20 protein-coding genes are annotated in these 22,132 nt (G+C 57.0%); 10 read left to right on the forward strand and 10 right to left on the reverse strand.

Annotated features, from left to right (window positions below):
* Positions 1-235: 235 nt before the first annotated feature.
* Genes ACZ9W6_RS09355 through orn form a run of 3 tightly spaced genes read right to left on the reverse strand, consistent with a single transcriptional unit; the run spans position 236 to position 2,940 of the window.
* Positions 236-721 carry a CinA family protein gene (locus ACZ9W6_RS09355; RefSeq protein WP_465190845.1) on the reverse strand — a complete coding sequence of 162 codons (486 nt, stop codon included), beginning with the start codon at positions 719-721 and terminating at the stop codon, positions 236-238.
* Positions 708-2,375: a glucose-6-phosphate isomerase gene (gene pgi / locus ACZ9W6_RS09360; protein ID WP_465190846.1), complete on the reverse strand. Its 1,668-nt coding sequence runs from the start codon at positions 2,373-2,375 to the stop codon at positions 708-710. Before pgi ends, ACZ9W6_RS09355 begins: the two co-directional genes overlap by 14 nt.
* A gap of 19 nt (positions 2,376-2,394) precedes the next feature.
* Positions 2,395-2,940: an oligoribonuclease gene (gene orn / locus ACZ9W6_RS09365; protein WP_465190847.1), complete on the reverse strand. Its 546-nt coding sequence runs from the start codon at positions 2,938-2,940 to the stop codon at positions 2,395-2,397.
* Positions 2,941-3,017: 77 nt separating this feature from the next.
* Between orn and ACZ9W6_RS09370 the strand changes: the two genes are divergently transcribed.
* The 6 genes from ACZ9W6_RS09370 to ACZ9W6_RS09395 all read left to right on the forward strand — a co-directional run bounded on the left by ACZ9W6_RS09370 (position 3,018) and on the right by ACZ9W6_RS09395 (position 7,500).
* The gene (locus tag ACZ9W6_RS09370; RefSeq protein ID WP_465190848.1) at positions 3,018-4,301 is read left to right on the forward strand and encodes a M48 family metallopeptidase; all 1,284 of its coding nucleotides are present in this window, start codon (positions 3,018-3,020) and stop codon (positions 4,299-4,301) included.
* Entirely contained in the window at positions 4,264-4,575 is a 312-nt protein-coding gene (locus ACZ9W6_RS09375) for a 4a-hydroxytetrahydrobiopterin dehydratase (protein ID WP_465190849.1), read from the forward strand. Before ACZ9W6_RS09370 ends, ACZ9W6_RS09375 begins: the two co-directional genes overlap by 38 nt.
* The gene (gene rsgA, locus ACZ9W6_RS09380; RefSeq protein ID WP_465190851.1) at positions 4,572-5,438 is read left to right on the forward strand and encodes a ribosome small subunit-dependent GTPase A; all 867 of its coding nucleotides are present in this window, start codon (positions 4,572-4,574) and stop codon (positions 5,436-5,438) included. The genes ACZ9W6_RS09375 and rsgA overlap by 4 nt, the downstream gene beginning before the upstream one ends.
* A gap of 134 nt (positions 5,439-5,572) precedes the next feature.
* A complete protein-coding gene (gene phbB, locus ACZ9W6_RS09385) occupies positions 5,573-6,310 on the forward strand; it encodes an acetoacetyl-CoA reductase (RefSeq protein WP_465190852.1) in 738 nt (245 codons plus the stop codon).
* A 104-nt stretch (positions 6,311-6,414) separates the two neighbouring features.
* Positions 6,415-6,900 carry a GAF domain-containing protein gene (locus tag ACZ9W6_RS09390; RefSeq protein ID WP_465190853.1) on the forward strand — a complete coding sequence of 162 codons (486 nt, stop codon included), beginning with the start codon at positions 6,415-6,417 and terminating at the stop codon, positions 6,898-6,900.
* Between the two features lie 21 nt (positions 6,901-6,921).
* The gene (locus ACZ9W6_RS09395) at positions 6,922-7,500 is read left to right on the forward strand and encodes an HD domain-containing protein (protein WP_465190854.1); all 579 of its coding nucleotides are present in this window, start codon (positions 6,922-6,924) and stop codon (positions 7,498-7,500) included.
* A 71-nt stretch (positions 7,501-7,571) separates the two neighbouring features.
* Here ACZ9W6_RS09395 and ACZ9W6_RS09400 read toward each other — a convergent pair whose 3' ends face one another.
* The 4 genes from ACZ9W6_RS09400 to ald are packed head-to-tail and all read right to left on the reverse strand — an operon-like array spanning position 7,572 to position 12,243.
* The gene (locus ACZ9W6_RS09400; RefSeq protein WP_465190975.1) at positions 7,572-8,951 is read right to left on the reverse strand and encodes an aspartate aminotransferase family protein; all 1,380 of its coding nucleotides are present in this window, start codon (positions 8,949-8,951) and stop codon (positions 7,572-7,574) included.
* 22 nt (positions 8,952-8,973) lie between these two features.
* A complete protein-coding gene (locus ACZ9W6_RS09405; protein WP_465190856.1) occupies positions 8,974-10,308 on the reverse strand; it encodes a glutamine synthetase family protein in 1,335 nt (444 codons plus the stop codon).
* Between the two features lie 49 nt (positions 10,309-10,357).
* Entirely contained in the window at positions 10,358-11,104 is a 747-nt protein-coding gene (locus ACZ9W6_RS09410) for a gamma-glutamyl-gamma-aminobutyrate hydrolase family protein (RefSeq protein ID WP_465190857.1), read from the reverse strand.
* A 14-nt stretch (positions 11,105-11,118) separates the two neighbouring features.
* Entirely contained in the window at positions 11,119-12,243 is a 1,125-nt protein-coding gene (gene ald, locus ACZ9W6_RS09415) for an alanine dehydrogenase (RefSeq protein ID WP_465190858.1), read from the reverse strand.
* Positions 12,244-12,471: 228 nt separating this feature from the next.
* Here ald and ACZ9W6_RS09420 point away from each other — a divergent pair, with 228 nt between their 5' ends.
* The 3 genes from ACZ9W6_RS09420 to ACZ9W6_RS09430 all read left to right on the forward strand — a co-directional run bounded on the left by ACZ9W6_RS09420 (position 12,472) and on the right by ACZ9W6_RS09430 (position 15,816).
* A complete protein-coding gene (locus ACZ9W6_RS09420; RefSeq protein ID WP_465190859.1) occupies positions 12,472-12,999 on the forward strand; it encodes a cupin domain-containing protein in 528 nt (175 codons plus the stop codon).
* 20 nt (positions 13,000-13,019) lie between these two features.
* The gene (locus ACZ9W6_RS09425) at positions 13,020-14,507 is read left to right on the forward strand and encodes an aldehyde dehydrogenase (RefSeq protein WP_465190860.1); all 1,488 of its coding nucleotides are present in this window, start codon (positions 13,020-13,022) and stop codon (positions 14,505-14,507) included.
* A 121-nt stretch (positions 14,508-14,628) separates the two neighbouring features.
* Positions 14,629-15,816: an EAL domain-containing response regulator gene (locus tag ACZ9W6_RS09430; protein ID WP_465190861.1), complete on the forward strand. Its 1,188-nt coding sequence runs from the start codon at positions 14,629-14,631 to the stop codon at positions 15,814-15,816.
* 402 nt (positions 15,817-16,218) lie between these two features.
* On the opposite strand, the gene ACZ9W6_RS09435 is transcribed toward ACZ9W6_RS09430, so the two are convergent.
* From ACZ9W6_RS09435 to ACZ9W6_RS09445, 3 genes are read right to left on the reverse strand one after another with little or no spacing between them, the layout of a single operon-like run.
* Positions 16,219-17,793: a DNA recombination protein RmuC gene (locus ACZ9W6_RS09435; protein WP_465190862.1), complete on the reverse strand. Its 1,575-nt coding sequence runs from the start codon at positions 17,791-17,793 to the stop codon at positions 16,219-16,221.
* Between the two features lie 3 nt (positions 17,794-17,796).
* A complete protein-coding gene (gene recJ, locus ACZ9W6_RS09440) occupies positions 17,797-19,497 on the reverse strand; it encodes a single-stranded-DNA-specific exonuclease RecJ (protein WP_465190863.1) in 1,701 nt (566 codons plus the stop codon).
* Positions 19,494-20,489, reverse strand: a complete 996-nt coding sequence (locus tag ACZ9W6_RS09445) for a hypothetical protein (RefSeq protein WP_465190976.1) — start codon at positions 20,487-20,489, stop codon at positions 19,494-19,496. The genes recJ and ACZ9W6_RS09445 overlap by 4 nt, the downstream gene beginning before the upstream one ends.
* Before the next feature lie 311 nt (positions 20,490-20,800).
* Here ACZ9W6_RS09445 and ACZ9W6_RS09450 point away from each other — a divergent pair, with 311 nt between their 5' ends.
* Positions 20,801-22,126 (forward strand): peptidoglycan DD-metalloendopeptidase family protein, encoded by a 1,326-nt coding sequence (locus tag ACZ9W6_RS09450; protein WP_465190864.1) that lies wholly within the window; start codon positions 20,801-20,803, stop codon positions 22,124-22,126.
* The last annotated feature ends 6 nt before the right edge of the window (positions 22,127-22,132 follow it).

The following is a 22,132-nucleotide window of genomic DNA, read 5'->3' on the forward strand; positions in this document are numbered from 1 at the left end:
GAGTATCTCCCTCAATGTGCGTGCCTGACGCGCCCGGCATCAGAAAAATGCCGGCTTTTTAACTATGGATTTATATCCTGGCGCTATTCCAAAATAATCTCATTAACAGACTATTTTCAGAACCGCCTTTACAAGACCGGATTATAAGCACGGAAATCCCGCGCTTGGGCAAATAAAGTGCTCACAACACTCACTTTAGTCAAATCGGTTTTTGATATGCAAATTAAATAGCGATTCAAGCACCAAGCTGCGAAAGCGCCATGCTCAAAACATGTTCGACCGCCTGTAAGCGCACAGCATCGCGATCACCATGAAAATGCATGGTTTGCACAATCGGCGCAGCCAAAGAGACACCAGCCAGAGCGAAACAGACCGTCCCGACCGGCTTGCCCTCAACCGCCCCTCCCGGGCCGGCAATACCGCTGATCGCCACCGCCCAGTGACTATCCGCCAGACGCAACACACCTGCAGCCATCGCCGCAACAACAGGCTCGCTCACTGCGCCGTGCTGTATCAACAGTTGAGGCGGAACGCCTAGCAAGCGCTGCTTGGCATCATTACTGTAACTGACGATGGCCATGTCAAACCAGGCCGAGCTGCCGGCAACTGCGGTAATGGCCGATGCCACACCGCCACCCGTGCAAGACTCTGCGGTAGCAATCTTTTCATCACGCGTTTTCAGCAACGAGCCCAGTCTCGCGGCAAGCTCATACTGCCCCATGATGTCGCTCCTTGAAGTGTGCCATCAGGCCGGATGTCGATGCGTCGTGGTCAGTCGTTGCAGCAGGATCTCGCATTTCGCACAACAAACGCGATGCAAGCTGCTTGCCATACTCGACCCCCCACTGATCAAAGGAATTCACTCCCCAGATCACCCCTTGCACAAAAACCTTGTGCTCGTACAGCGCGAGCAGCATACCCAAGGTATAAGGGGTAATACTGTCCAGCGCCAGCGTATTGGATGGCTGATTGCCGGGGAACAGTTTTTGCGGCAGCAATATATCCAGCTCATCGCCCGACATGCCGGCCATTTCCTCCAGCAACTCGGCCTCACCCTTGCCAAGCATCAATGCTTCCGACTGGGCGAAACAGTTGGCTACCAGCACCTGATGTTGACCATCAAGCGGATAGTGCGTATTCAACGGCACGATGAAGTCGCAGGGCACCAGACGCGTCCCCTGATGCAAAAGCTGGAAAAAGGCATGCTGGCTATTGGCGCCCTCTTCTCCCCAGATAACCGGTCCGGTATCGAAATCGAGATGCTCGCCATATCGGCCGACGCGCTTGCCGTTAGACTCCATATCCAGCTGCTGGATATGCGCCGGCAATCTGCGCAAGCCATGATCGTAAGGCATGATGGCGTGAGTATGCGCACTGTAGAAAGTGTTGTACCAGACACCCAGCAAGCCAAGTATCACCGGCATATTGCGCGCCAGCGGTGCGCTACGGAAATGCTCATCCATAGCATGGCCGCCGGCAAGAAAATCACGGAAATTCTCCGGTCCGATCGCCATCATCACCGGCAGTCCGATAGCCGACCACACCGAATAGCGTCCGCCTACCCAATCCCAGAAGCGGAACATATTGGCAGGGTCGATGCCAAAACGCGTCACTGCCGTTTCATTGCACGACACCGCCACAAAGTGACGACTCACCGCGGCCTCGCCCAGCGCCGACACCAGCCAGCGGCGAGCAGCATTGGCATTCAGCAAAGTCTCCGGGGTGGTAAACGACTTGGAGGCAATGATGAACAGCGTTTCGTCCGGCACACATCGCTCGAGTGTACGCAACAGATGCTGGCCATCGACATTCGACACAAAGCGTACATCCAGCTCGGCATGATGCCAGGCAGCCAGTGCCTCGGTCACCATCAGCGGTCCGAGATCGGATCCGCCAATGCCGATATTGATCACGGTACGAATACGCTTGCCGCTCGCCCCGAGCCAGATGCCATCACGTACTTGTGCGGCCAACCTTTCGCAAGCAGCCAGCTCGCGCTGCACATCAGCCACGACATCCTGACCAGCCAAATCAAGACTGGCATCCGGCGGCAGGCGCAGTGCAGTATGCAGCACGGCACGATGCTCGCTGACATTGATCTGCGCGCCAGACATCATCGCCCTGATCCACTGCGGCAAGTTGGCCACTTGGGCCAGCTCAACCAGCAACTCCAGCGTGCGATCCGTAATCCGGTTTTTCGAATAGTCGAGCAACAGGCCATTCAGCTCGATGCTGTAACGATCAAAACGCTGCCCATCTTGGGCAAACAGATCGCGCATATGCATATATCGTGTCGCGCGTTGATGCTGATGCAAACGGGACCACACCGGCGTGCGGTTAATCTGACTACCATCATTGCCGTAAGGAATCGCCATTCTCAAGCCTATATTTTCGTCATATCCGTAGGAAGTGCTCGCGATAATAGCGCAGCTCTTCGATGGACTCGAGAATATCCGCCAGCGCCTCATGCTTGCCCTTCTTGACTACGCCCTTGGCGATATCCGGGCGCCAGCGGCGGCAAAGCTCCTTGAGGGTGGAGACATCGAGGTTACGATAATGGAAGTAGCTTTCCAGCTCGGGCATCCAGCGCGCCATAAATCGGCGATCCTGGCCAATCGAGTTGCCACACATCGGCGAACTACCGGCCGGCACCCACTCGCGCAGGAAGGCCAACAACTGTTGCTCAACTTCAGCCTCGGTATGGGTCGACGCCTTGACTTTGGCAGTCAGACCGGATTTGCCGTGAGTATTGGTATTCCATTCGTCCATGGCATCCAGTACGGCATCCGGCTGATGTACCACCAACACCGGCGACTCGGCCACGATTTCCAGATTGCTATTGGTGACGATCATCGCAATCTCGATGATGCGATCACTATCCGGCTGCAAACCGGTCATTTCCATATCCAGCCAAATAAGGTGCTTGGCATCTTGAGGCATAATCAAACTCCAACCTGAGCAAAACCCGGCATTGTCCCTTAAAGGCAAGCACCACTGCAAACGGAATGAAAATGGATATGTCATCCATCTCTATCGCAGCGCTCGTCCTGCTGGTTTCATTCTGGCAGATGCAACTCAGCCATCGCCAGTCAAAACACTTGCGCCATCACTACGGCGAAGTATCCGAGCCGTTTCGCACCGCCATCAGCATCGCCACAGCAAAGCAGGCTGACGATTATCAGCTTGACCGGCAGCGCCTGCGTCGTCTGGACATTCTTGTTGATGCCTGCCTGACACTACTGCTCACCAGCGCTGGCGATCTGGCGCTGCTTTGGCAAAGCCTAGATGTCATCAGCAACAGCACGCTGCGCGGCACAATCTTGCTGATTGCGCTTGGCGCGACAATCAAGCTTGCCCATTTGCCGCTGTCGCTACTGCATACTTTCTGGCTAGAGCAAAAGCACGGCTTCAACCGGACCACCCTACCAGCATGGCTGACAGATCAATTCAAACAACTGGCACTCAGTGCGGCCATCGGCTTGCCTGCAATCTGGCTACTCTGCTTGCTGTGGCAAGCACCTGACATCAACAGCGTGCTCTATGGCTGGCTGGCGCTATCAGGGCTGAACATCTTGATGCTCTGGGCGTATCCGGCAGTTCTGGCTCCGATCTTCTTTCGCTTCACACCGCTGGATGACCAAAGGTTGGCCGCAAGCATTCACTCCCTACTTGCGGCCAACAACATCACACCCGTGCCCATCTTCATCATGAATGGCTCCAGCCGTTCGAGTCACGGCAATGCCTTCTTCGGTGGCTTGGGCAATAGCCGCCGCATCGTTATCTTTGACACCCTGCTGGCCAGACTGACGCCTGATGAAATTGTCGCCGTACTGGCCCACGAAGTCGGGCACCAGCATCATGGCCATTTGCGCAAAGGCTTGCTGCTGGCCTTGTTAAATTCAGCGCTATTCCTGCTACTACTCTGGCAAGCCAGCCTGCAACCCGCCATCTCGCAACTTGCCGGCTTTAGCGAAGTGCAGCCCATACCAGCTGCGATGCTATGCTTGCTATTGATGCCCTACCTGAGTTTTCCGTTGCTTCCCCTGCGCAACTGGCTGTCGCGGCGTGCCGAATTCCAGGCCGACAGCTTTGCCGCCCGCATCTGGCCAGCCCGGCATTTGATCACAGCCCTGATCAAACTTTATCGCGACAATGCCAGCACATTGCATGCAGACCCGTTACACTCCGTATTTTACGACACCCACCCCTCCGCACCGCTGCGGATCAACCATCTGGAAAGCAAAGCAAATGAATCTGCTGGCAATGAAATGCGCTCCACAGCTGGGCCTGCAAAGCATTGACGAAACCACCCGCCAGGACTTGCTGGCTACGCTGCCGGGCTGGCAGGAAGAAGGCATCGAGCTGGTCAAGACCTTCCAGTTTGCCGATTATTACAAGACCATGGCTTTTGTGAACGCACTGGCATGGATTGCTCACGCCGAAGATCATCATCCTGATATGTCCGTGCATTACAACCGTGCCGTGGTCCGCTTCAGCACCCACGATGCCAACGGCCTGACCCTGAACGACTTCATCTGTGCGGCCAAAGTCGAGGCACTGCTGCAAAACACATGAAGCCATCCGGACAAATCATTCGCAGCTACGGCCGTCGCTACATCGTCGAGAGCGACGGTCTCGAGTATGACTGCACCACCCGCGGCAAACGGGTCGACTATGCCTGCGGCGACCGTGTCGAACTGACCATCATCAATGCCGAGCAAGCCGTAATTGAAAAGCCACTTGAGCGCCACAGCCTGCTGTACCGCCAGGACGACTGGCGTACCAAGCTGATTGCGGCCAACGTCACACGCATTTTCTTTGTCACCGCGGCAGTGCCTTCACCCAGTGAAGAGTTGCTCAATCGCTGCCTGCTGGCCGCCGAAGCCGCCGACATTGAGCCTGTCATTCTGGTCAACAAGTCGGACCTGCCTGAAACCGCCGGCTGGCTGGAGAAGCTGGCTCTGTACGAGTCATTGGGTTATCTGGTAGCCGTTGTCAGTGCCAAGCAGGATGTATCCGCCTTGCGTGACATGCTGCAAGGGCACACATCGGTACTGGTCGGACAATCCGGCATGGGCAAGTCAACGCTGACCAATGCCCTGATCCCTGCCGCCGAAGCTCGCACCGGCGATATTTCGGTAGCTCTGGACGCCGGCAAGCACACCACCACCAATGCCACGCTCTACCATCTGGATGCCGACAGCGACCTGATCGACTCGCCGGGCCTGCAAGAATTCGGCCTGGGTCACCTGCAAGCCACCGAGCTAGCCAGCCTGTTCCCCGAGGTCAGACCACATATCGGCCACTGCCGCTTTCACAACTGCACACACCGCGCCGAGCCGAATTGTGCAGTGAAACAGGCCGCTGACAAGGGTGAAATCCAGCCGCATCGCCTGGCTTTGCTACAGAAACTGACTAATCAGCTTGCCAATGCCTAATGAATAATTAAATACCGTAACAATACGTTTACAATTTGTTGCAACCTCTCTACGCTGTCACAAAATGACAACGAGCAGTGGTTAGACTGGTCTGGTGGTTTTCGAATAAAAACGACCCAAAAGGAGTCAGCATCATGAGTAAGCGTATTGCATTGGTTACTGGCGGCATGGGCGGTATCGGTACCGCAATCTGCAAAGCACTGGCACAAAGCGGACACACTGTTGCCACCACCTTCAGCAAGCCCGGCAAGGAGCAGGCATGGCTGGCCGATATGCGCGGCCTGGGCTTTGATGTGCACGCATTCCAGTGCGACGTCAGCGATTTCGATTCTTGCCAGCAAGCCATTGCAACGATCAAGGAACAGTTGGGCCAGATTGATGTGTTGGTCAACAATGCCGGCATTACCCGCGACGCGAGCTTCAAAAAGCTCGACAAGCCGTCTTGGGATGCAGTGATCTCCACCAACCTCGACTCGCTGTTCAATGTGTGCAAACCCGTCGTGGACAGCATGCAAGAGCGTGGCTTTGGTCGCATCATCAACATCTCGTCGATCAATGGCCAGAAAGGCCAGTTTGGCCAGACCAACTACTCTGCCGCCAAAGCCGGTATGCACGGCTTTACTATGGCATTGGCGCAGGAAGTGGCGCGCAAGGGTGTAACCGTCAACACCATCAGCCCGGGCTATATCGGCACCGATATGGTGATGGCTGTACCGGAAGACGTACGCAACAAGATTGTTGCCCAGATCCCGGTTGGTCGCCTTGGTCAGCCGGAAGAGATTGCCGGCCTCGTCAATTATCTGGCGTCTGATATTGCCGGTTTCATCACCGGCGCCGACTTTGCCATCAACGGCGGTCAGCACATGATGTAAGCAGGCAGCACGCTTGCAGCAAGGCCGGCATTTGCCGGCCTTTTCTTTTTGCTGCTACACCTTGGCCGCAGCCTTTGTTACCCTTGCTTTTTTCAGGAGCAATCATGGCTGAACATCTCGAAGTATCCCAAGGCAGCAAGGCTGAACGTTATCAGACACTGATTCCGCAACTGCACGCCCTGATTGATGGCGAGCAGGACGCCATTGCCGCCATGGCCAACTGCACCGCTGCGATCCAGCAGACTTTTGGCTGGCTGTGGACCGGCTTTTACCGCGTCATCGGCAATGAGCTGGTGCTCGGGCCCTTCCAGGGCCCGATCGCCTGCACCCGCATTCCACATGGCAAAGGCGTTTGCGGCAGCAGCTGGGCACAAGCTCGCACTCTGGTCGTGCCTGACGTAGACCAGTTTCCCGGCCACATCGCCTGCTCGTCGGCGGCACGCTCCGAAATCGTGATTCCGCTCTTCAACCAGCAAGGCAAGGTAGTGGCCGTGCTGGATATCGACGCCGACGAATTGGCGCAGTTTGACGATAGCGATCGCATGGCGCTCGAACCGATCTGCCAACTGCTGGGCAAACTGTTCGATTAATCCAGAAAGGAACACCGGATCATGCAAGACATCATCAATTTCATCATCGAGCTGGACAAGCTCAAGGGCGTGACGCGCAAGACCCGCCCGCTGGGGCTGGATCGCCAGGAAAACTCGGCCGAGCACAGCTGGCAGATCGCGATGCTGGCATCGACGCTGGCTGGCTATGCGGTCGAGCCTATCGACATCAATCGCGTGATTGCCATGCTGCTGGTGCACGATATCGGTGAAATCGACACCGGCGACACCATTGTCTACGCCACCGAAGGCTGGGAAGAACGCAAGGCTGCCGAGTGGGCCGCAGTACAGCGCATCTTTGGCTTGCTGCCTGCCGCGCAGGCCGAGCAATACCTGGCGCTGTGGCAAGAGTTCGAAGATGGCAACACCGCCGAGGCACGCTTTGCCCACGCCGCCGATCGCGCCATGCCGGTATTGCTGAATCTGGCCAACAAGGGCCAGAGCTGGTTGGAAAACGGCATCAGCTACGAACGGGTTATCGGCCGACTGGAAGCGCCGATCAGCACCGGCTGTCCGGCACTGTGGGACTATCTGTCAGCCGAGCTGGCCAAGGCAAAACAACTGGGCTATTTCGTCGACTGACCTAACCGTCTGCCAAAGCATTGCGGCCAACCTTGCAAGGTTGGCCGCAATGCTTTCAGATCACCTGAAAATCAGGCAAGCCCTTTGGACACCAGCATGGCCTCGAACTCTTCCATGCAAGCCACGGCCTTGGCAATCATCAGATCCACTTCTTCGCGCGTCATTACCAGTGGCGGTGCCGACACCATATGGTCGCCACACGCACGCATGATCAGGCCGTTGCGGAAGAAAATGTCACGGCACATCATGCCGATCTCGCCCCAGTTATCAAACAAGGTCTTGCTGGTCTTGTCTTTCACCAGGGTGAAAGCCTGAATCAGCCCGACGCCACGCACATCATCCACGTGGGCAAAGCCCGAAAAGGCCTCGCGCCAGCGCTGCTGCATATACGGCCCGACATCATCATGCACACGCTGCACGATGCCCTCGTCACGCAGCGCCTGCACATTGGCACGCGCCACGGCCGCCGCCACCGGATGCCCCGAGTAGGTAAAGCCGTGATTGAAATCACCGCCTGCGGCCAACGTTGCCGCCACATCGTCGTTGACGAATACCGCCCCGATAGGCAGATAGCCTGAAGACAGACCCTTGGCCGTAGTGAAGATGTCCGGCGTGAAGCCGAAATGCTGCTGCCCGAACCATTTACCGGTACGACCAAAACCACAGATCACCTCATCCGCCACCAGCAAGATGTCGTATTTTCGGCAGATGCGCTCGATCTCCAGCCAATAGCTGTCCGGCGGAATGATCACCCCGCCCGCACCCTGAATAGGCTCCCCCACAAAAGCAGCCACCTTGTCGGCACCGATCTCGAGGATTTTCTGCTCCAGCCAGCCTGCGGCCAACTTGCCAAACTCGTCGGCGCTCAAATCCTTGCCATATTTGTAGTGCCACGGCTGCTCGATGTGGGCGATGCCCGGAATCGGCAGATCACCCTGCTCGTGCATATAACTCATGCCGCCAAGGCTGGCACCACCGATGGTCGAGCCGTGATAACCGTTCCAGCGACCGATCAGGGTTTTCTTCTGCGGCTGGCCTTTCACATCCCAGTAACGGCGCACCATGCGGATCATGGTATCGACCGATTCGGAACCCGAGTTGGTATAGAACACATGATCAAAGCCTTCCGGCGCCACCTCGGCCAGCAAGGCAGACAGCTCGACCACTGCCGGGTGCGAGGTCTTGAAGAAGGTGTTGTAGTAGGCCAGTTCTTCCATCTGCTTTTTGGCAACTTCGGCCAGATCCTTGCGGCCATAACCGATATTCACGCACCACAAGCCGGCCATACCATCCAGCACCTTGTTGCCTTCGCTATCCCACAGGTAGATGCCTTCGGCGCGGGTGATCATGCGCACACCTTGCTCGTTGAGCGAGGTGGTATCCGAAAACGGGTGCAGATGATGGGCGGCATCCAGTGCGCGCCATTGTGCTGTGTTTCTTTCCTGCATGATGAAGCTCTCTCCCCAGACAGTATCAGACGTGCAACAACAGGAATTTGCGCTCCCACGGGCTGATCACGCGGAAGTATTCGGCAAATTCTTTCTCTTTCATCGCCACATACATGGCAACAAAACGCGGGCCCAGCACTTCAGCCAGATCATCACACTGACGCAGGCCGGCCAGCGCCGCCTCGGTACCATGCGGAAACTGGAACGGCTGCTCATAGGCATCACCCACAAACGGATCGCGCGGCTTGATCTTGTTCATCATGCCCAGGTAACCGCAAGCCAGTGTGGCGGCCATCGCGATATACGGGTTCACATCCACACCCGGTACGCGGTTTTCGACACGACGCGCCGCTGGTGAGGAGTGCGGCACGCGCAGACCGACGGTACGGTTGTCATACCCCCACTCCACATTGGTCGGTGCGGCGGTATAACGCGACAGGCGGCGGAAAGAATTCACATACGGCGCGAAGAACGGCATGCACTCGGGCAGATAGCGCTGCAGACCACCGATGAAGTGGAAGAAATGCTCGCTTGGCGTGCCGTCATCCTGAGTGAACACATTGCGACCGGTATTGGTATCTACCACGCTCTGGTGGATGTGCATGGCACTGCCCGGCTCGCGCTCCATCGGCTTGGCCATGAATGTGGCGTACATGCCATGGCGGAACGCCGCCTCGCGCACGGTGCGTTTGAACAGGAAGACCTGGTCAGACAGCTCCAGCGCATTGCCGTGCATGAAGTTGATTTCCATCTGTGCGGTGCCGATCTCGTGAATCAGCGTGTCGACTTCCAGATTCTGCATATGGCAGTAGTCGTAGATGTCTTCGAACAGCGGGTCGAATTCGTTTACCGCATCAATCGCGTAAGAGCGACGACCGAATTCGGCACGGCCGGTACGGCCGATAGGCGGGGCCAGAGGAATATCAGGATCAGGGTTGGGCGACAGCAGGTAGAACTCCATCTCCGGAGCGACTACCGGACTCCAACCTTGAGCCTCATACAACGCCAGCACTCTTTTGAGGACATTGCGAGGAGCAACTTCAACCATGCTGCCATCCGGCCGCAGGGCATCGTAAATCAGCTGCGCCGTCGGGTCGGTCGCCCACGGCACAAAGCGCAAGGTACTGACATCCGGCATCAACACCATGTCCGGATCGGTAAGATCCAGCACGCTATCGTCAGGGTAATCACCGGTTACCGTCTGGATCAGCACTGCCTCGGGCAAGCGCATTTCCGCATCGGACACAAACTTGTCTTTCGGCACGATCTTGCCGCGAGCGACACCGGTCATGTCCGGTACGATGCATTCCATTTCGGTAATGCGGTTTTCTCTAAGCCATTCAAGTAGTTGGTGATTCATGAAGCTCTTCCTCTTTTTGCCGGTCTTGCCGGCGGTTTTCCGGGTCGGCCTACTGGTTTCGGCGCACACGGTGCTCGCGGCACGCTGTGCCGAAAGCCCTGAAAATTGCCTGTGACAGCGGGTTATCCCAGTACTGCCATTCGGGATGCCACTGCACGGCAAAAACAAATCCTGTTGCATGCTTGCTGCGGAAGGCCTCTATCAACCCATCCGGTGCCCATGCCTCGGCCACCAGCTCATCTGCCAGCCGCTTGATGCCTTGCTGATGGATGGAGTTGACCATGGCCGCGTCGGCCGCCATCCAGCCTTGCAGCCAGCCGCCATCGGCAAATTTCACCTCATGGGCAGGGCCATACATCAGATTGAGGTCTTCGGTTTCCGGCTCGCGATGATCATCAAGGCCGTCCTGCTCCTGCACATGCTGGTGCAGCTCGCCCCCCAGCACGACATTGATCTCCTGAAAGCCGCGGCAGATGCCCAATAGCGGCACACCGGCGTCTATTACCTTGCGCACCAGCGGCAAGGTCGTCGCGTCGCGCGCCGTGTCATGCAAGGTGCCGGGACGGCTGGGCTCACCCTGATAGTGATGCGGCTCGATATTGGATGGCGAGCCGGGCAACAGGATGCCATCGACCATCGCCAGCAGCGCATCCAGCTGGGCATCATCACCCGTGGCGGGGATCAGGATGGCCGTCGCCCCCACCGCGCCCGTCACGGCCTTGATGTATTTGTCGCCAACGGCATGGAAGGGAAACAGGCCGATCTGCTTCACATCACAAGGAATACCAACAATCATTTCTCGCTCCGGATTCAACGGGCCGCCAGAATGGCTTCAAGCGGATCAACAAAGGTATAACCCAGCTCGCTGGCTACAGCACGGTGTGTAACCTTGCCCTGGCAGACATTCAGGCCATTACGCAGGTGAAGGTTTTCACTCAAGGCTTGCGGCCAACCTTTGTCAGCCAGCTCGATGGCGTAAGGCAGCGTGGCATTGGTCAGTGCCATGGTCGAGGTTCGGGCCACACCACCCGGCATATTCGCCACGCAATAGTGCACGATGCCGTCAACGATATAGATCGGATCCTGATGTGTGGTCGCACGGCTAGTTTCGAAGCAGCCCCCCTGATCAATCGCCACATCCACCAGCACGGCACCGGGCTTGAGCTGCTTGAGCATCGCGCGCTTGACCAGTTTCGGCGCAGCAGCACCGGGCACCAGCACCGCGCCGATAATCAGATCCGCTTCTTTCAGGCTCTCTTCGATATTGCTGGTATTCGACATCAGCGTCTTGATCCGCCCGCCAAACACCATGTCTATTTCCTTCAGACGCGCCAGCGACTTGTCGAGGATGGTGACATCCGCACCCAGGCCCATGGCCATGCGCGCAGCGTTGAGGCCAACCACACCGCCTCCCAGCACGATCACCTTGCCCGGCGCGACACCAGCCACACCACCCAGCAGCACCCCGCGGCCACCCTGCGCCTTTTCCAGCGCATGAGCACCGGCCTGAATCGCCATACGCCCGGCCACTTCGGACATAGGCGCCAGCAGCGGCAGGCCACCCTTGTCGTCAGTAACCGTTTCGTAGGCAATCGCTACCGCACCACTCTCCAGCAGCAAGCTGGCCTGCTCCGGGTCCGGCGCCAGATGCAGATAAGTAAACAGCAACTGGCCAGGACGCAGCATGCGACATTCGGCGGCCTGCGGCTCCTTGACCTTGATAATCATCTCGGCCTTGGCAAACACCTCATCAGCATGCGCCACGATTTTGGCCCCTGCTTGCAAGTATTGTTCATCAGCAAAACCGATCGCCAGCCCCGCCTGGCTCTGCACCAACACCTGATGACCATGAGCCGTCAGCTCGCGTACACCCGACGGTGTCAGGCCAACGCGATACTCATGATTTTTGATCTCCTTGGGAACGCCGATTAACATAGCTACCTCCTGCCGGGTTTGACGGGTATCTGGTGCAACGAGTTGTTTAAAAAAATATACAAACGCTTGCCATCACCCTTTGATTCTGACTATAAATTGCCATGTCTGCAAAGTAATTTGCTTTTGCAATGCAACAGAAGTGGCCATTTTGCGTCAAGACAGCCTCGGCGACACGTCTAAAATTATTAACAACAGATTGGATTTGACCTTATGGATGTTGGCGCTCGATTGAGAACGGTTCGCGAAAAAATGGGCTTGTCACAGCGTGAGCTGGCCAAACGGGCTGGCGTAACCAATGGCACCATTTCGCTGATCGAACAGAATCGGGTCAGCCCGTCTATCAGCTCCCTGCGCAAGGTGCTGGAAGGCCTGCCGATGACGCTGTCTGACTTCTTCACTTTTGATGCCGAGCCACAGCAACCGCGTGTGTTTTACGGCAAGGATGAGCTGCCCAATCTCGGCAACGAGCAAATCAAGCTATTGCTGGTGGGCACCTCGCACGAGCGCCGTGATATCGCCATCCTGCGCGAGGTTTACGAGCCTCATGCTGACACCGGCCCCGACATGCTGATGCACGAGGGGCAGGAAGGTGGCGTCATCATCAAGGGCACGATCGAGGTGACCGTCAATAACGAATCACGCGTACTTGGCCCGGGCGATGCCTATTACTTTGACAGTCGTTTACCGCATCGCTTTCGCAATGTCGGCAGTGATACCTGCGAAATTGTCAGCGCAAGTTCACCACCGACATTCTGACCTTCAACGGAGCAGGACTCATGAGCAAAACGCTTTCAGACTGGCAGCAGTTGGCCGCAAACCTGAACATCGAAGGCCGCGCCTTTATTGACGGGCAATACACCCCATCCAGCGACGGGCGCAGCTTTGACTGCATCAACCCCGCCAACGGCAACAAGCTGGCCAGCATCAGCTGGAGCAGCGCGGATGATGTCGAGCGCGCCGTAAAGGCAGCGCGCCGCGCCTTCGAAGCGGGCAGCTGGTCAGATATCGCCCCGCTGAAACGAGCACGTATTCTCAAGCGTTTTGCCAGCCTGATCCGCGAACACGCCGATGAGCTATCCCTGCTGGAAACACTCGATGCCGGCAAACCCATCGGCGACACCACCAGCGTCGACATTCCCGGCGCCTCTTATTGCGTTGAATGGTTTGCCGAAGCCATCGACAAGATCGGTGGCGAAGTGGCCCCGGTTGATCCGAAACTGGTTGGCCTCGTCACCCGCGAAGCCATCGGCGTGGTGGCAGCCATCGTGCCGTGGAACTTCCCCATCCTGATGGCCAGCTGGAAGTTCGCGCCCGCCCTTGCCGCCGGCAATGCGGTATTGCTGAAGCCATCCGAAAAGTCCCCGCTTACCGCTATCAGGTTGGCCGCATTGGCCAAGGAGGCTGGTATTCCGGATGGTATTTTCCAGGTACTGCCTGGCGCTGGCGATGTCGGCCAACAGCTTGCCAGCCATATGGATATCGATTGCGTCGCCTTTACCGGCTCGACAGCAGTCGGCAAGCTGATCGCCGGCTTTGCCGCCCAATCCAACCTCAAGCGCACCTGGCTTGAGCTTGGCGGCAAGTCGCCGAATATTGTCCTGCCAGACTGCCCGGACATCGCCAAGGCGGCACGCAGTGCGGCTGGGGCGATCTTCTACAACATGGGCGAAATGTGCACCGCAGGCTCGCGCCTCTTGTTGCACAAGGACATCAAGGACGAATTCCTTGCTGCCTTCCGCACCGCTGCGGCCAACTACCAGCCCGCCGACCCGCTCGACCCCACAACTTCCATGGGGGCCATCATCGACCGCATCCAGTACGACAAAGTACTGAGCTACATCGACAAGGGGCTGAGCGAAGGTGCCGAGCTGATCTGCGGCGGCAAGGCCAGCCGACAAGAACACGGCCTTTTCATCGAACCGACCGCTTTCGTCTGCCCCAACCCTAGCCTGACCATCAGCCGCGAAGAAATCTTTGGCCCTGTGCTATCCATTATCCTGTTTGAGGATCTTGATGAAGCCATCCGCATCGCCAATGACAGCGACTACGGCCTGGCCGCAGCTGTCTGGACCAGCGACCTGAGCACCGCCCACAAGGTTGCGCGTCGCCTGCGGGCAGGCACGGTCTGGGTCAACTGCTACGACGAAGGCGGTGACATGAACTTCCCGTTTGGCGGCTTCAAGCAATCAGGCAACGGGCGAGACAAATCACTGCACGCCCTGGAAAAGTACACCGAATTGAAATCAACATTGATCAAGCTATAAAACAAAGGCCCTCCTAAGGGCCTTTGTTTTTAACATTGCCAGCGCCGGTTTGACTTTGGCAAATCGGCATGTCATAAATAAATCTGCCATAACCAAGCCATCAATTACCCATGGAGTAGTCATGGTCGGCCACGTACTGATTGCAGAAGACAGTTCCAGCCAAAGAAAAGTGCTGCTTTCTCTTTGCCGACAGATTGCCGGCCTCAATCTCTACGAAGCCGCCGATGGGCGCTGGGCTGCTCGCCAGGCTCAAAAACTTGGCGAACTTGATCTGGTCATTACCGATATCAATATGCCAGGCATGGATGGCATCGCGCTGATCCAGGAACTCTCTCGCCGGCACGATCTGCCCAGCCTGTTACTGCTAAGCGGCCACGTCCCGGAGTTGCTTGCCGGCTGCACCAAAGCCGCCGAAGCACTTGGTTTTCCATGCATTGCCTACATGACCAAGCCCATCAATCCTGACGAGTTTATCCAGACAGTCAGTCGCTTGCTTGAATACAAAAAGTGCGACAACAAGCTGCACAATCACTTCAGCCTGTCCGAAATTGTCAGCGGCCTGGCACAAAACCAGTTCTTAGCTCACTACCAGCCGATCTACAGCCAGACAGAACAGCGTGCCGTACAGATAGAAGCACTGGCACGATGGAAGCACCCTACTGCTGGCACACTGGGGCCAAGCACCTTCATTGAGCGGCTCGAAAGCGATGGTTTTATCGTCCTGCTGACCCGCCGCATTGTTCAGACCAGCCTTGACCTGCTGATGCGCAACGACTGGGCAAAAGATCTGAAACTCTCCATCAATCTGTCACGCGGCATTTTGTGTGACAACGAATTTCTTGAGTGGCTATTCACCGAAGTTGAAAATCGGAAGCTTTCCCCATCGCGCATTGTGCTTGAAATTACCGAAACCATGGCATTCCACGATCTGGGCAACACCCTTGCCGCCTTGCTTCGATTGCGCATGAAAGGATTCGAGCTTTCACTTGATGACTTTGGTACAGGTCACACCAATCTTGAGCAATTGCGAGACTTGCCGATTACCGAGTTGAAACTGGATCGCTGTCTGATCAAGAACATTTCGCACGACAATCGCATGCAGCACATTCTCGATGGCATGATCGTCATCGCACGCGATCTGGGCTTACGCATTGTCGCCGAAGGCATCGACAACGAGGCTGACCTGACTTACGTGCAAACGAACTATCCCTACATCCATCTACAAGGCTTTCTGCTCAGCAAACCGATCGCTGCCAGCGAACTTTTATCAGCACTGGCCCTGGATACCGATCCAAAAAAAACTGCCTGATCACTCGCCTTCAGACCACACCAAGAACCCAAATCAAGCAGGCCTTCAAGCCTGTTCTCAATATTCAACAGCAAAACGCAACGAAGCCGACCAATTGGCCGGCTTCGGGTGGTGGTTGAAGAGTCCAGCTACTACCTACTCGACTACAGTAACAAAAGCAACAACAGTAATAACAGCCTAACAACTTACAACACAACCAGACACTAGATAAGGCGAGAGTTCTGCCGACGAACTGGTCGGGACTTGACACGTAACGGTACACACTTGCTGTTAAAGAAAGATGCTTTACCAAAGAACACAAACATCAACACTACTATCAACAACATCAACAGTGACTCCATTCGCTCTCCTCCTTTCCGTGCCTGACTTTTTTATAGCCCCAACCTGCAAAACAGGCAAGGATTAATCGTCACTTTCGTCAGTTATTTCTTCTACAGCGTTACCAAATGCCGGCGGCAATTGTTTGGAGCTTCGCGCACCCAGCTTGCGCATTTTTTCGGCTCTCGCCAGCAGATTTCCGCTACCCGTCGACAACTGCCGGAGCAGCTGCTGATACCCGTCTTGCGCACTATCGAGCTGCTTGCCCAACCTCTGCACCGACTCCAGGAAGCTGGCAAACTTGTCATACATCAAGCCACCCTGTCGTGCGATTTCCTGGGCATGCCGATTCTGGTTTTCATACCGCCAGATGCTGGCCACCGTTCGCAACGTTGCCAGCAAGGTACTCGGCCCGACAATCACGATACGCCGCTCGAAGGCCTCGTTAAACAAGTCCAGATCATTCTGCACCGCCAGCAGATACGCCGGCTCGACCGGGATGAACATGAAGACAAAATCCACCGTCTGCAGGCTGTAAAGATCCTGATAACGTTTTTCTGATAGCGTACGAATATGCTGGCGCAGCGCCTGGATATGCGCCTTGAGCTCGGCTTCGCGCTCAGGCACCGTCTCGGCATTCCCGTGACGTACATAGGCATTCAGGCTGACCTTGCTGTCGATAACCAGATGCTTGCCCTCGGGCAGATTGATTACCACATCAGGCTGGAATCTTCTGGCGCTGCCATCCTCATCGTGCTGGTAATCCGACAACTGCAGTTCGTACTCGCGCCCACGGGTAAGGCCTGACGACTCCAGCACTCGCTCGAGTATCATCTCGCCCCAATTTCCCTGCGCCTTGTTGTTGGCACCGGTCAGCGCATTGGTCAGTGCCACGGCATCCTCGTTCAGACGCGTACTCAGCAATTGCAAACGCTTGAGTTCCTGCTCCAGCGTCAGGCGATCACGTACATCTTTCTCGTGCGTATCCTGCACCAGCTTGCCAAAGTGCTGCAGCCGCTCGCCCAAGGGTTCGATCAGGCGATTGAGGTTGATCTGGCTTTGCTCGGCAAACACGCGCGATTTTTCGCTAAGGATATCGTTGGCCAGCAGCTTGAACTCCTGACCCATGCTGCTGCGCGCTTCTTCCAGCAAGCGCAATTTTTCGGCGTGCTGCTGCCGCTCCTGCTGCAACAGCACTTCAAGCTCTTGCGTGCGCACCGAAATCCGCAGCAACTCGTCCTGCTGCTGGCGCAGCATGTCCTTCTGCTGCTGACTCTCGACTTGCCACTGCTGCCACTGACGAGCCTGTTCGTCTCTTGCGGCCAACCTTTCGGCGGTCGTTCTCAGCTGCTGCTGCATGGCTGCCAGTTGCTGCTCCAGCTCGGCCGTTCGCTGCGCCTTGGCACCCAGCATGCCCATGCGCTGATTGGCCTCGGACAGCAAGTCACGCAAGGCCGCAACCTCATCCTCGGCACGCTGTTCACGCTGCTGATATTGCTGTAACTGCGACTGCAAGATGGCGATGCGCGCTTGCTCGGCCTGCGCGTGCAGCTCGGCCTCATGGCAGGCCAACTCCAGTACGCGCACTTTACGCTGCGACCACAGCCACACCGCTGCAACCGCGCCAACCGCAGCCAAAACCAGAAAAATTTCGACCATGCCTTATGCCAATACCTTTACCGCTGAAAAATGCTGCACATAGAGTTGCAGCTCCTTGCGCCCCTGCCACTCATTGGCGGCCAACTGGTAAACCGCATCAATCCGCTCCGGCAACCAGTCAGCGTGATTGAACAGCATGCCCTCGCACTGCACGCCATCCTTGTGCAGGTACAGCTTCAGATGCTTGCCGCCGACCACTTTCTGTTGCATCACATCGAATTCATCGCGAAACAGCGGCGCGGCAAAGCCCTGGCCCCAGACTTCTGCGGCCAACAGCTCTGCTGTTTGTAGCGATAGCACGCGGCCATGCAGACTGCCATCGACTTCAATCGTGCGCGTCAGCTGTTGTTCGCTCATGTTTTCGCGCGCCACCTGCTCGAAACAATCGGCAAAACGCTGAAAATCCTGCTCGCGCAGACTCAGGCCGGCAGCCATCGCGTGACCGCCAAACTTGAGAATCAGATCGGGCTGGCGCTTGCTGACGAGGTCCAGCATGTCACGCATGTGAAAACCGGGTATCGAACGGCCAGAACCCTTGATTTGCCCTTCATCACCCGGCGCAAACACGATGGTCGGACGGTGATAACGCTCTTTCAGTCGCGACGCGACGATACCGACTACACCCTGATGCCAGTCGTCGCGATACAGCGTCAATGTGTAACGGTTGGCCGCATCGACCATGGACAGGTCCTGCAGCGCCTCATCCTGCATGCCGTGCTCGATATTGCGCCGTTCACGATTTAGCTGGTCCAGCTGCTGTGCCAGGGCCAGCGCCTGATCCTCATCGCGCGACAGCAGGCAGGCAATGCCGAGACTCATATCATCCAGCCGTCCAGCCGCATTCAGCCGTGGCCCGGCGGTAAAACCCAGATCAAAAGTGCTGGCCTTGTGCAAAGGCCGGCCGGCAATGCGGAACAAGGCCGCAATACCCGGGCGCAGACGACCGCCGCGCATGCGGCGCAGGCCGTTATCCACCAGAATGCGGTTGTTGCGATCAAGCCTGACCACATCGGCAACCGTCCCCAGGGCCACCAGATCCAGCAGCACCGCCAGATTAGGCTCGGGACGCTGGCCGAAGGCACCGCGTTCTCGCATCTCGGCCCGCAAGGCCATCAGCACATAAAACATCACGCCGACACCGGCCAGATTTTTGGAAGCAAAACTGCAGCCGGGCTGATTGGGGTTGACGATCAGGCAATCCGGCAGACTGTCACCCGGCAAGTGATGATCCGTCACCAACACCTCGATACCCTTGGCGTGTGCGGCAGCAACGCCCGCCACCGAGGCAATGCCGTTATCTACCGTGATGATGATGTCAGGCGATTGCTGTGCGGCCAACTCGACAATCTCGGGCGTCAGGCCATAGCCATACTCAAAACGGTTGGGCACGATAAAGTCGATCTGCGCCCCCATGGCGGCCAAACCTTCGATCGCCACCGCACAGGCGGTCGCGCCATCCGCATCGTAATCAGCTACCACCAGCATGCGTTTGCCCGCCGCAATCGCGTCTGCCAGCTTGCTGGCCATCTCGCGGGCGTTGCGCAGGCCGGTAAAAGTCAACAAGCCCTTCAGCTCGTAATTGACCTCGGCAGCCGAAGCAATATCACGCGCGGCATACAGCCGCGCCATCAAGGGGTCGATACCTTCGGCCAGCAAGGCCTGATAGGCATAGTCGGCGATAGGTCTTTCTACAATATCGGTCACGCCGGTTCCCCGCTTTGCTGCAAGGCCGCCAGTCGAACAGGGCGGCGCCAGAATTTCCACAGATCACTGCGCCTGATGCTCAGGCAGAAGCCCGCCTCGCCATGGCAGACGATTTGCAGGCTGTCGATCTGGCCTGATTGGAGGGCCTGCAATGCGGGTTGCAGCCAGTCGGCCTCCAGACGCTGCAAGCCTTGCTGCCAGCCCCAGACATCGCGAAACTGCGCCGCCGCCTCGACCACATCCAGATGCACCAAGGTATGGCCTGTCGATAGCGATAAGTCAGCAAAACGGTAAGGTGGCAAATCACAGCCGATTTTCGCTTGTGCGGCCAACGTTGCCAGCCAGCCTTCCGCGCTGAGGATCTGCTGCAGATCGGTCTGGATCGCCACGGATGAGTCGGACTCACCCCAGAACCAGACGCTATTAACCGTCGGCTCGCCACGCGCCTCGCGCGCATCGTTCACCGGATGGTTGTACAGCAGCATCTGCAGCTCGTTCAGATAACGGCACCACAGCATGCCGCGCTTGCCCTTTGGCAGATGGCGATTGATGTCCTCGCCAATCACATCTGCCAGCGGCGAAAAATTCGCTTCAGTCGGCTTGGGCAATTTCACCAGCCAGCGTCCGGCCTCCAGCACATGAAAGTGCAAGCTATCTTCGGCAAAAAAATCATTCAGACTGGCCACCAGCGACTGCGATTCCTGCAGTGACAGATTCATGATGCCCACATCCCCAAGCAGGGCACGATCGCGATCCACTCGCAGATTGACCGGATCAGCAATCAGCCACACACCATCATCATGGCCACCGGCCTTGGCAAGGTTGGCCGCAAGGGTGAGCGGCGCACCCAGCAGTCGCTGCCAGGCGGCACTGGCGCTACCCGGAAGGGGCTCGAGGCTACCTTTGCCAGCCAGCTTGGCCAGGGTCGGCAAGTCGAGATCTTTGGCCAGGGTGGCGCCATCATCGGCATCAAGCCAGGTCAATCCCGGCACAAAAAGTGTACAAATTCGCATGTTGGTGGGGGTCCAAATAAGGCTCGGGCATTGTAGTGCGCAGCACTGGCCCTGACGAGTGCTGAATGGCTGCCGCGGGCCCGGACATGCCATTCTTGCCGTCAAAATCGCAGCAAAATGTTAATGACGCAGGAGTAATACAATGATTTACAACGAAATAACCGTTTCGTTACATGAAATTTTTTGCTAGTCTCTGCCCTTGTTCGCCGACGTAGGGCTTGAAGACCTGTGTCACGTTTCGATAAATCTCTGCCGAAGTACGGCATTCTTAACCGCCAGCGCTGCTCCAGATGAATAAAGAAACAATCAAGAAAAAGGTCTCCAGCCTCTTACCCGACAACATCAAGCCAAACTGGCTTGCCGCCGCAGCGGTTCTTCCTTTTCTGGGTGTTGTCACTGCCGTTGCCGTTGCCCCGGGCCAATCCGAGCCGGCCATTGTTGCGGTCAAGCAAGTCAGCGAAGTGCTGACGCTGAATCCCGTCCTGCCTACAGGCAAGGATAATGTGCGCTACTGGCGTGAAGAGCGTGTGCAACGTGGCGATACGGTTTCCCGCTTGCTCAGCCGCCTTGGCGTTGACAGCAGCGAAGCCAACCGCTTCATCCACAATGCCCCGGTGTCGAAGGACGTACTCAAATTGCGCGCCGGAGCCACCTTGTCGGTCGAAATTGATGACAGTGGCGAACTGTTCGGCTTGCGCTTTTTGAATGACGACGAAAACGGCGAGCAAGTACTTGTTGCCATCGAAAAGAAAGATGGCCAGTGGCAGGCGAGTGCAGAAGCACCCGAGACCGAAACCATCCAGACCGTGCGCAGTGTGACATTGCGCACCAGCGCCAGTGGCGCTCTCGCCCAGGCCGGCGTACCGGCTGAAGTACGCGCCCAGCTCAGCGAAATTTTCTCTGACCAGATCGACTTTACCAAACTGGGCAAAGACGACCAGATCAATCTGGTTTACGAAACCGTCTACTACAAAGGCAGTGCCATTGCTGCCGGCAATCTGCTGGCAGCCGAGCTGGTCAATCGCGGCCAACGTTATGAGGCTTATTACTTTGCCCATGACAGCGAGACTGGCGCTTACTACGACGGCGCAGGCAAGCCACTGAAAAAGGGCTTCAGCCATCAGCCTGTCAGCAATGCGCGCATCAGTTCAGGTTTTGGCATGCGCTTTCACCCGATCTTACGCAGCCTGCGCATGCATCAAGGCATCGATTACGCCGCCACCACCGGCACCCCCATCATCGCACCGGCCGATGGCACCATCCAGGCCATGGAAAGCCAGAGCGGCTACGGTAATGTCGTGATTCTGCGCCACAACCAGAAACTGTCGACCCTGTATGCCCACATGAGCCGCTTTGAAAGCAAGCTCAAGTCCGGCAGCCAGGTGAAAGCCGGCGACGTCATTGGCTATGTCGGTAGCACCGGCCGCTCGACCGGCCCGCATCTGCATATGGAGGTGCGCATCAATGGTCAGGCCGTTGATCCGTCGACCACCGCCCTGCCGGTTCCCGGCCTTTCTGCCTCGCAACGCTTGGCCTTCCGCCAACAGAGCGTTAAGCTTGCGGCAAAATTGCAACTGCTCAGGGAAACACCGGTGGCCGTCGCCCAGTCTGACTGAGCCCAT

This window comes from Vogesella lacus, from assembly GCF_979366295.1.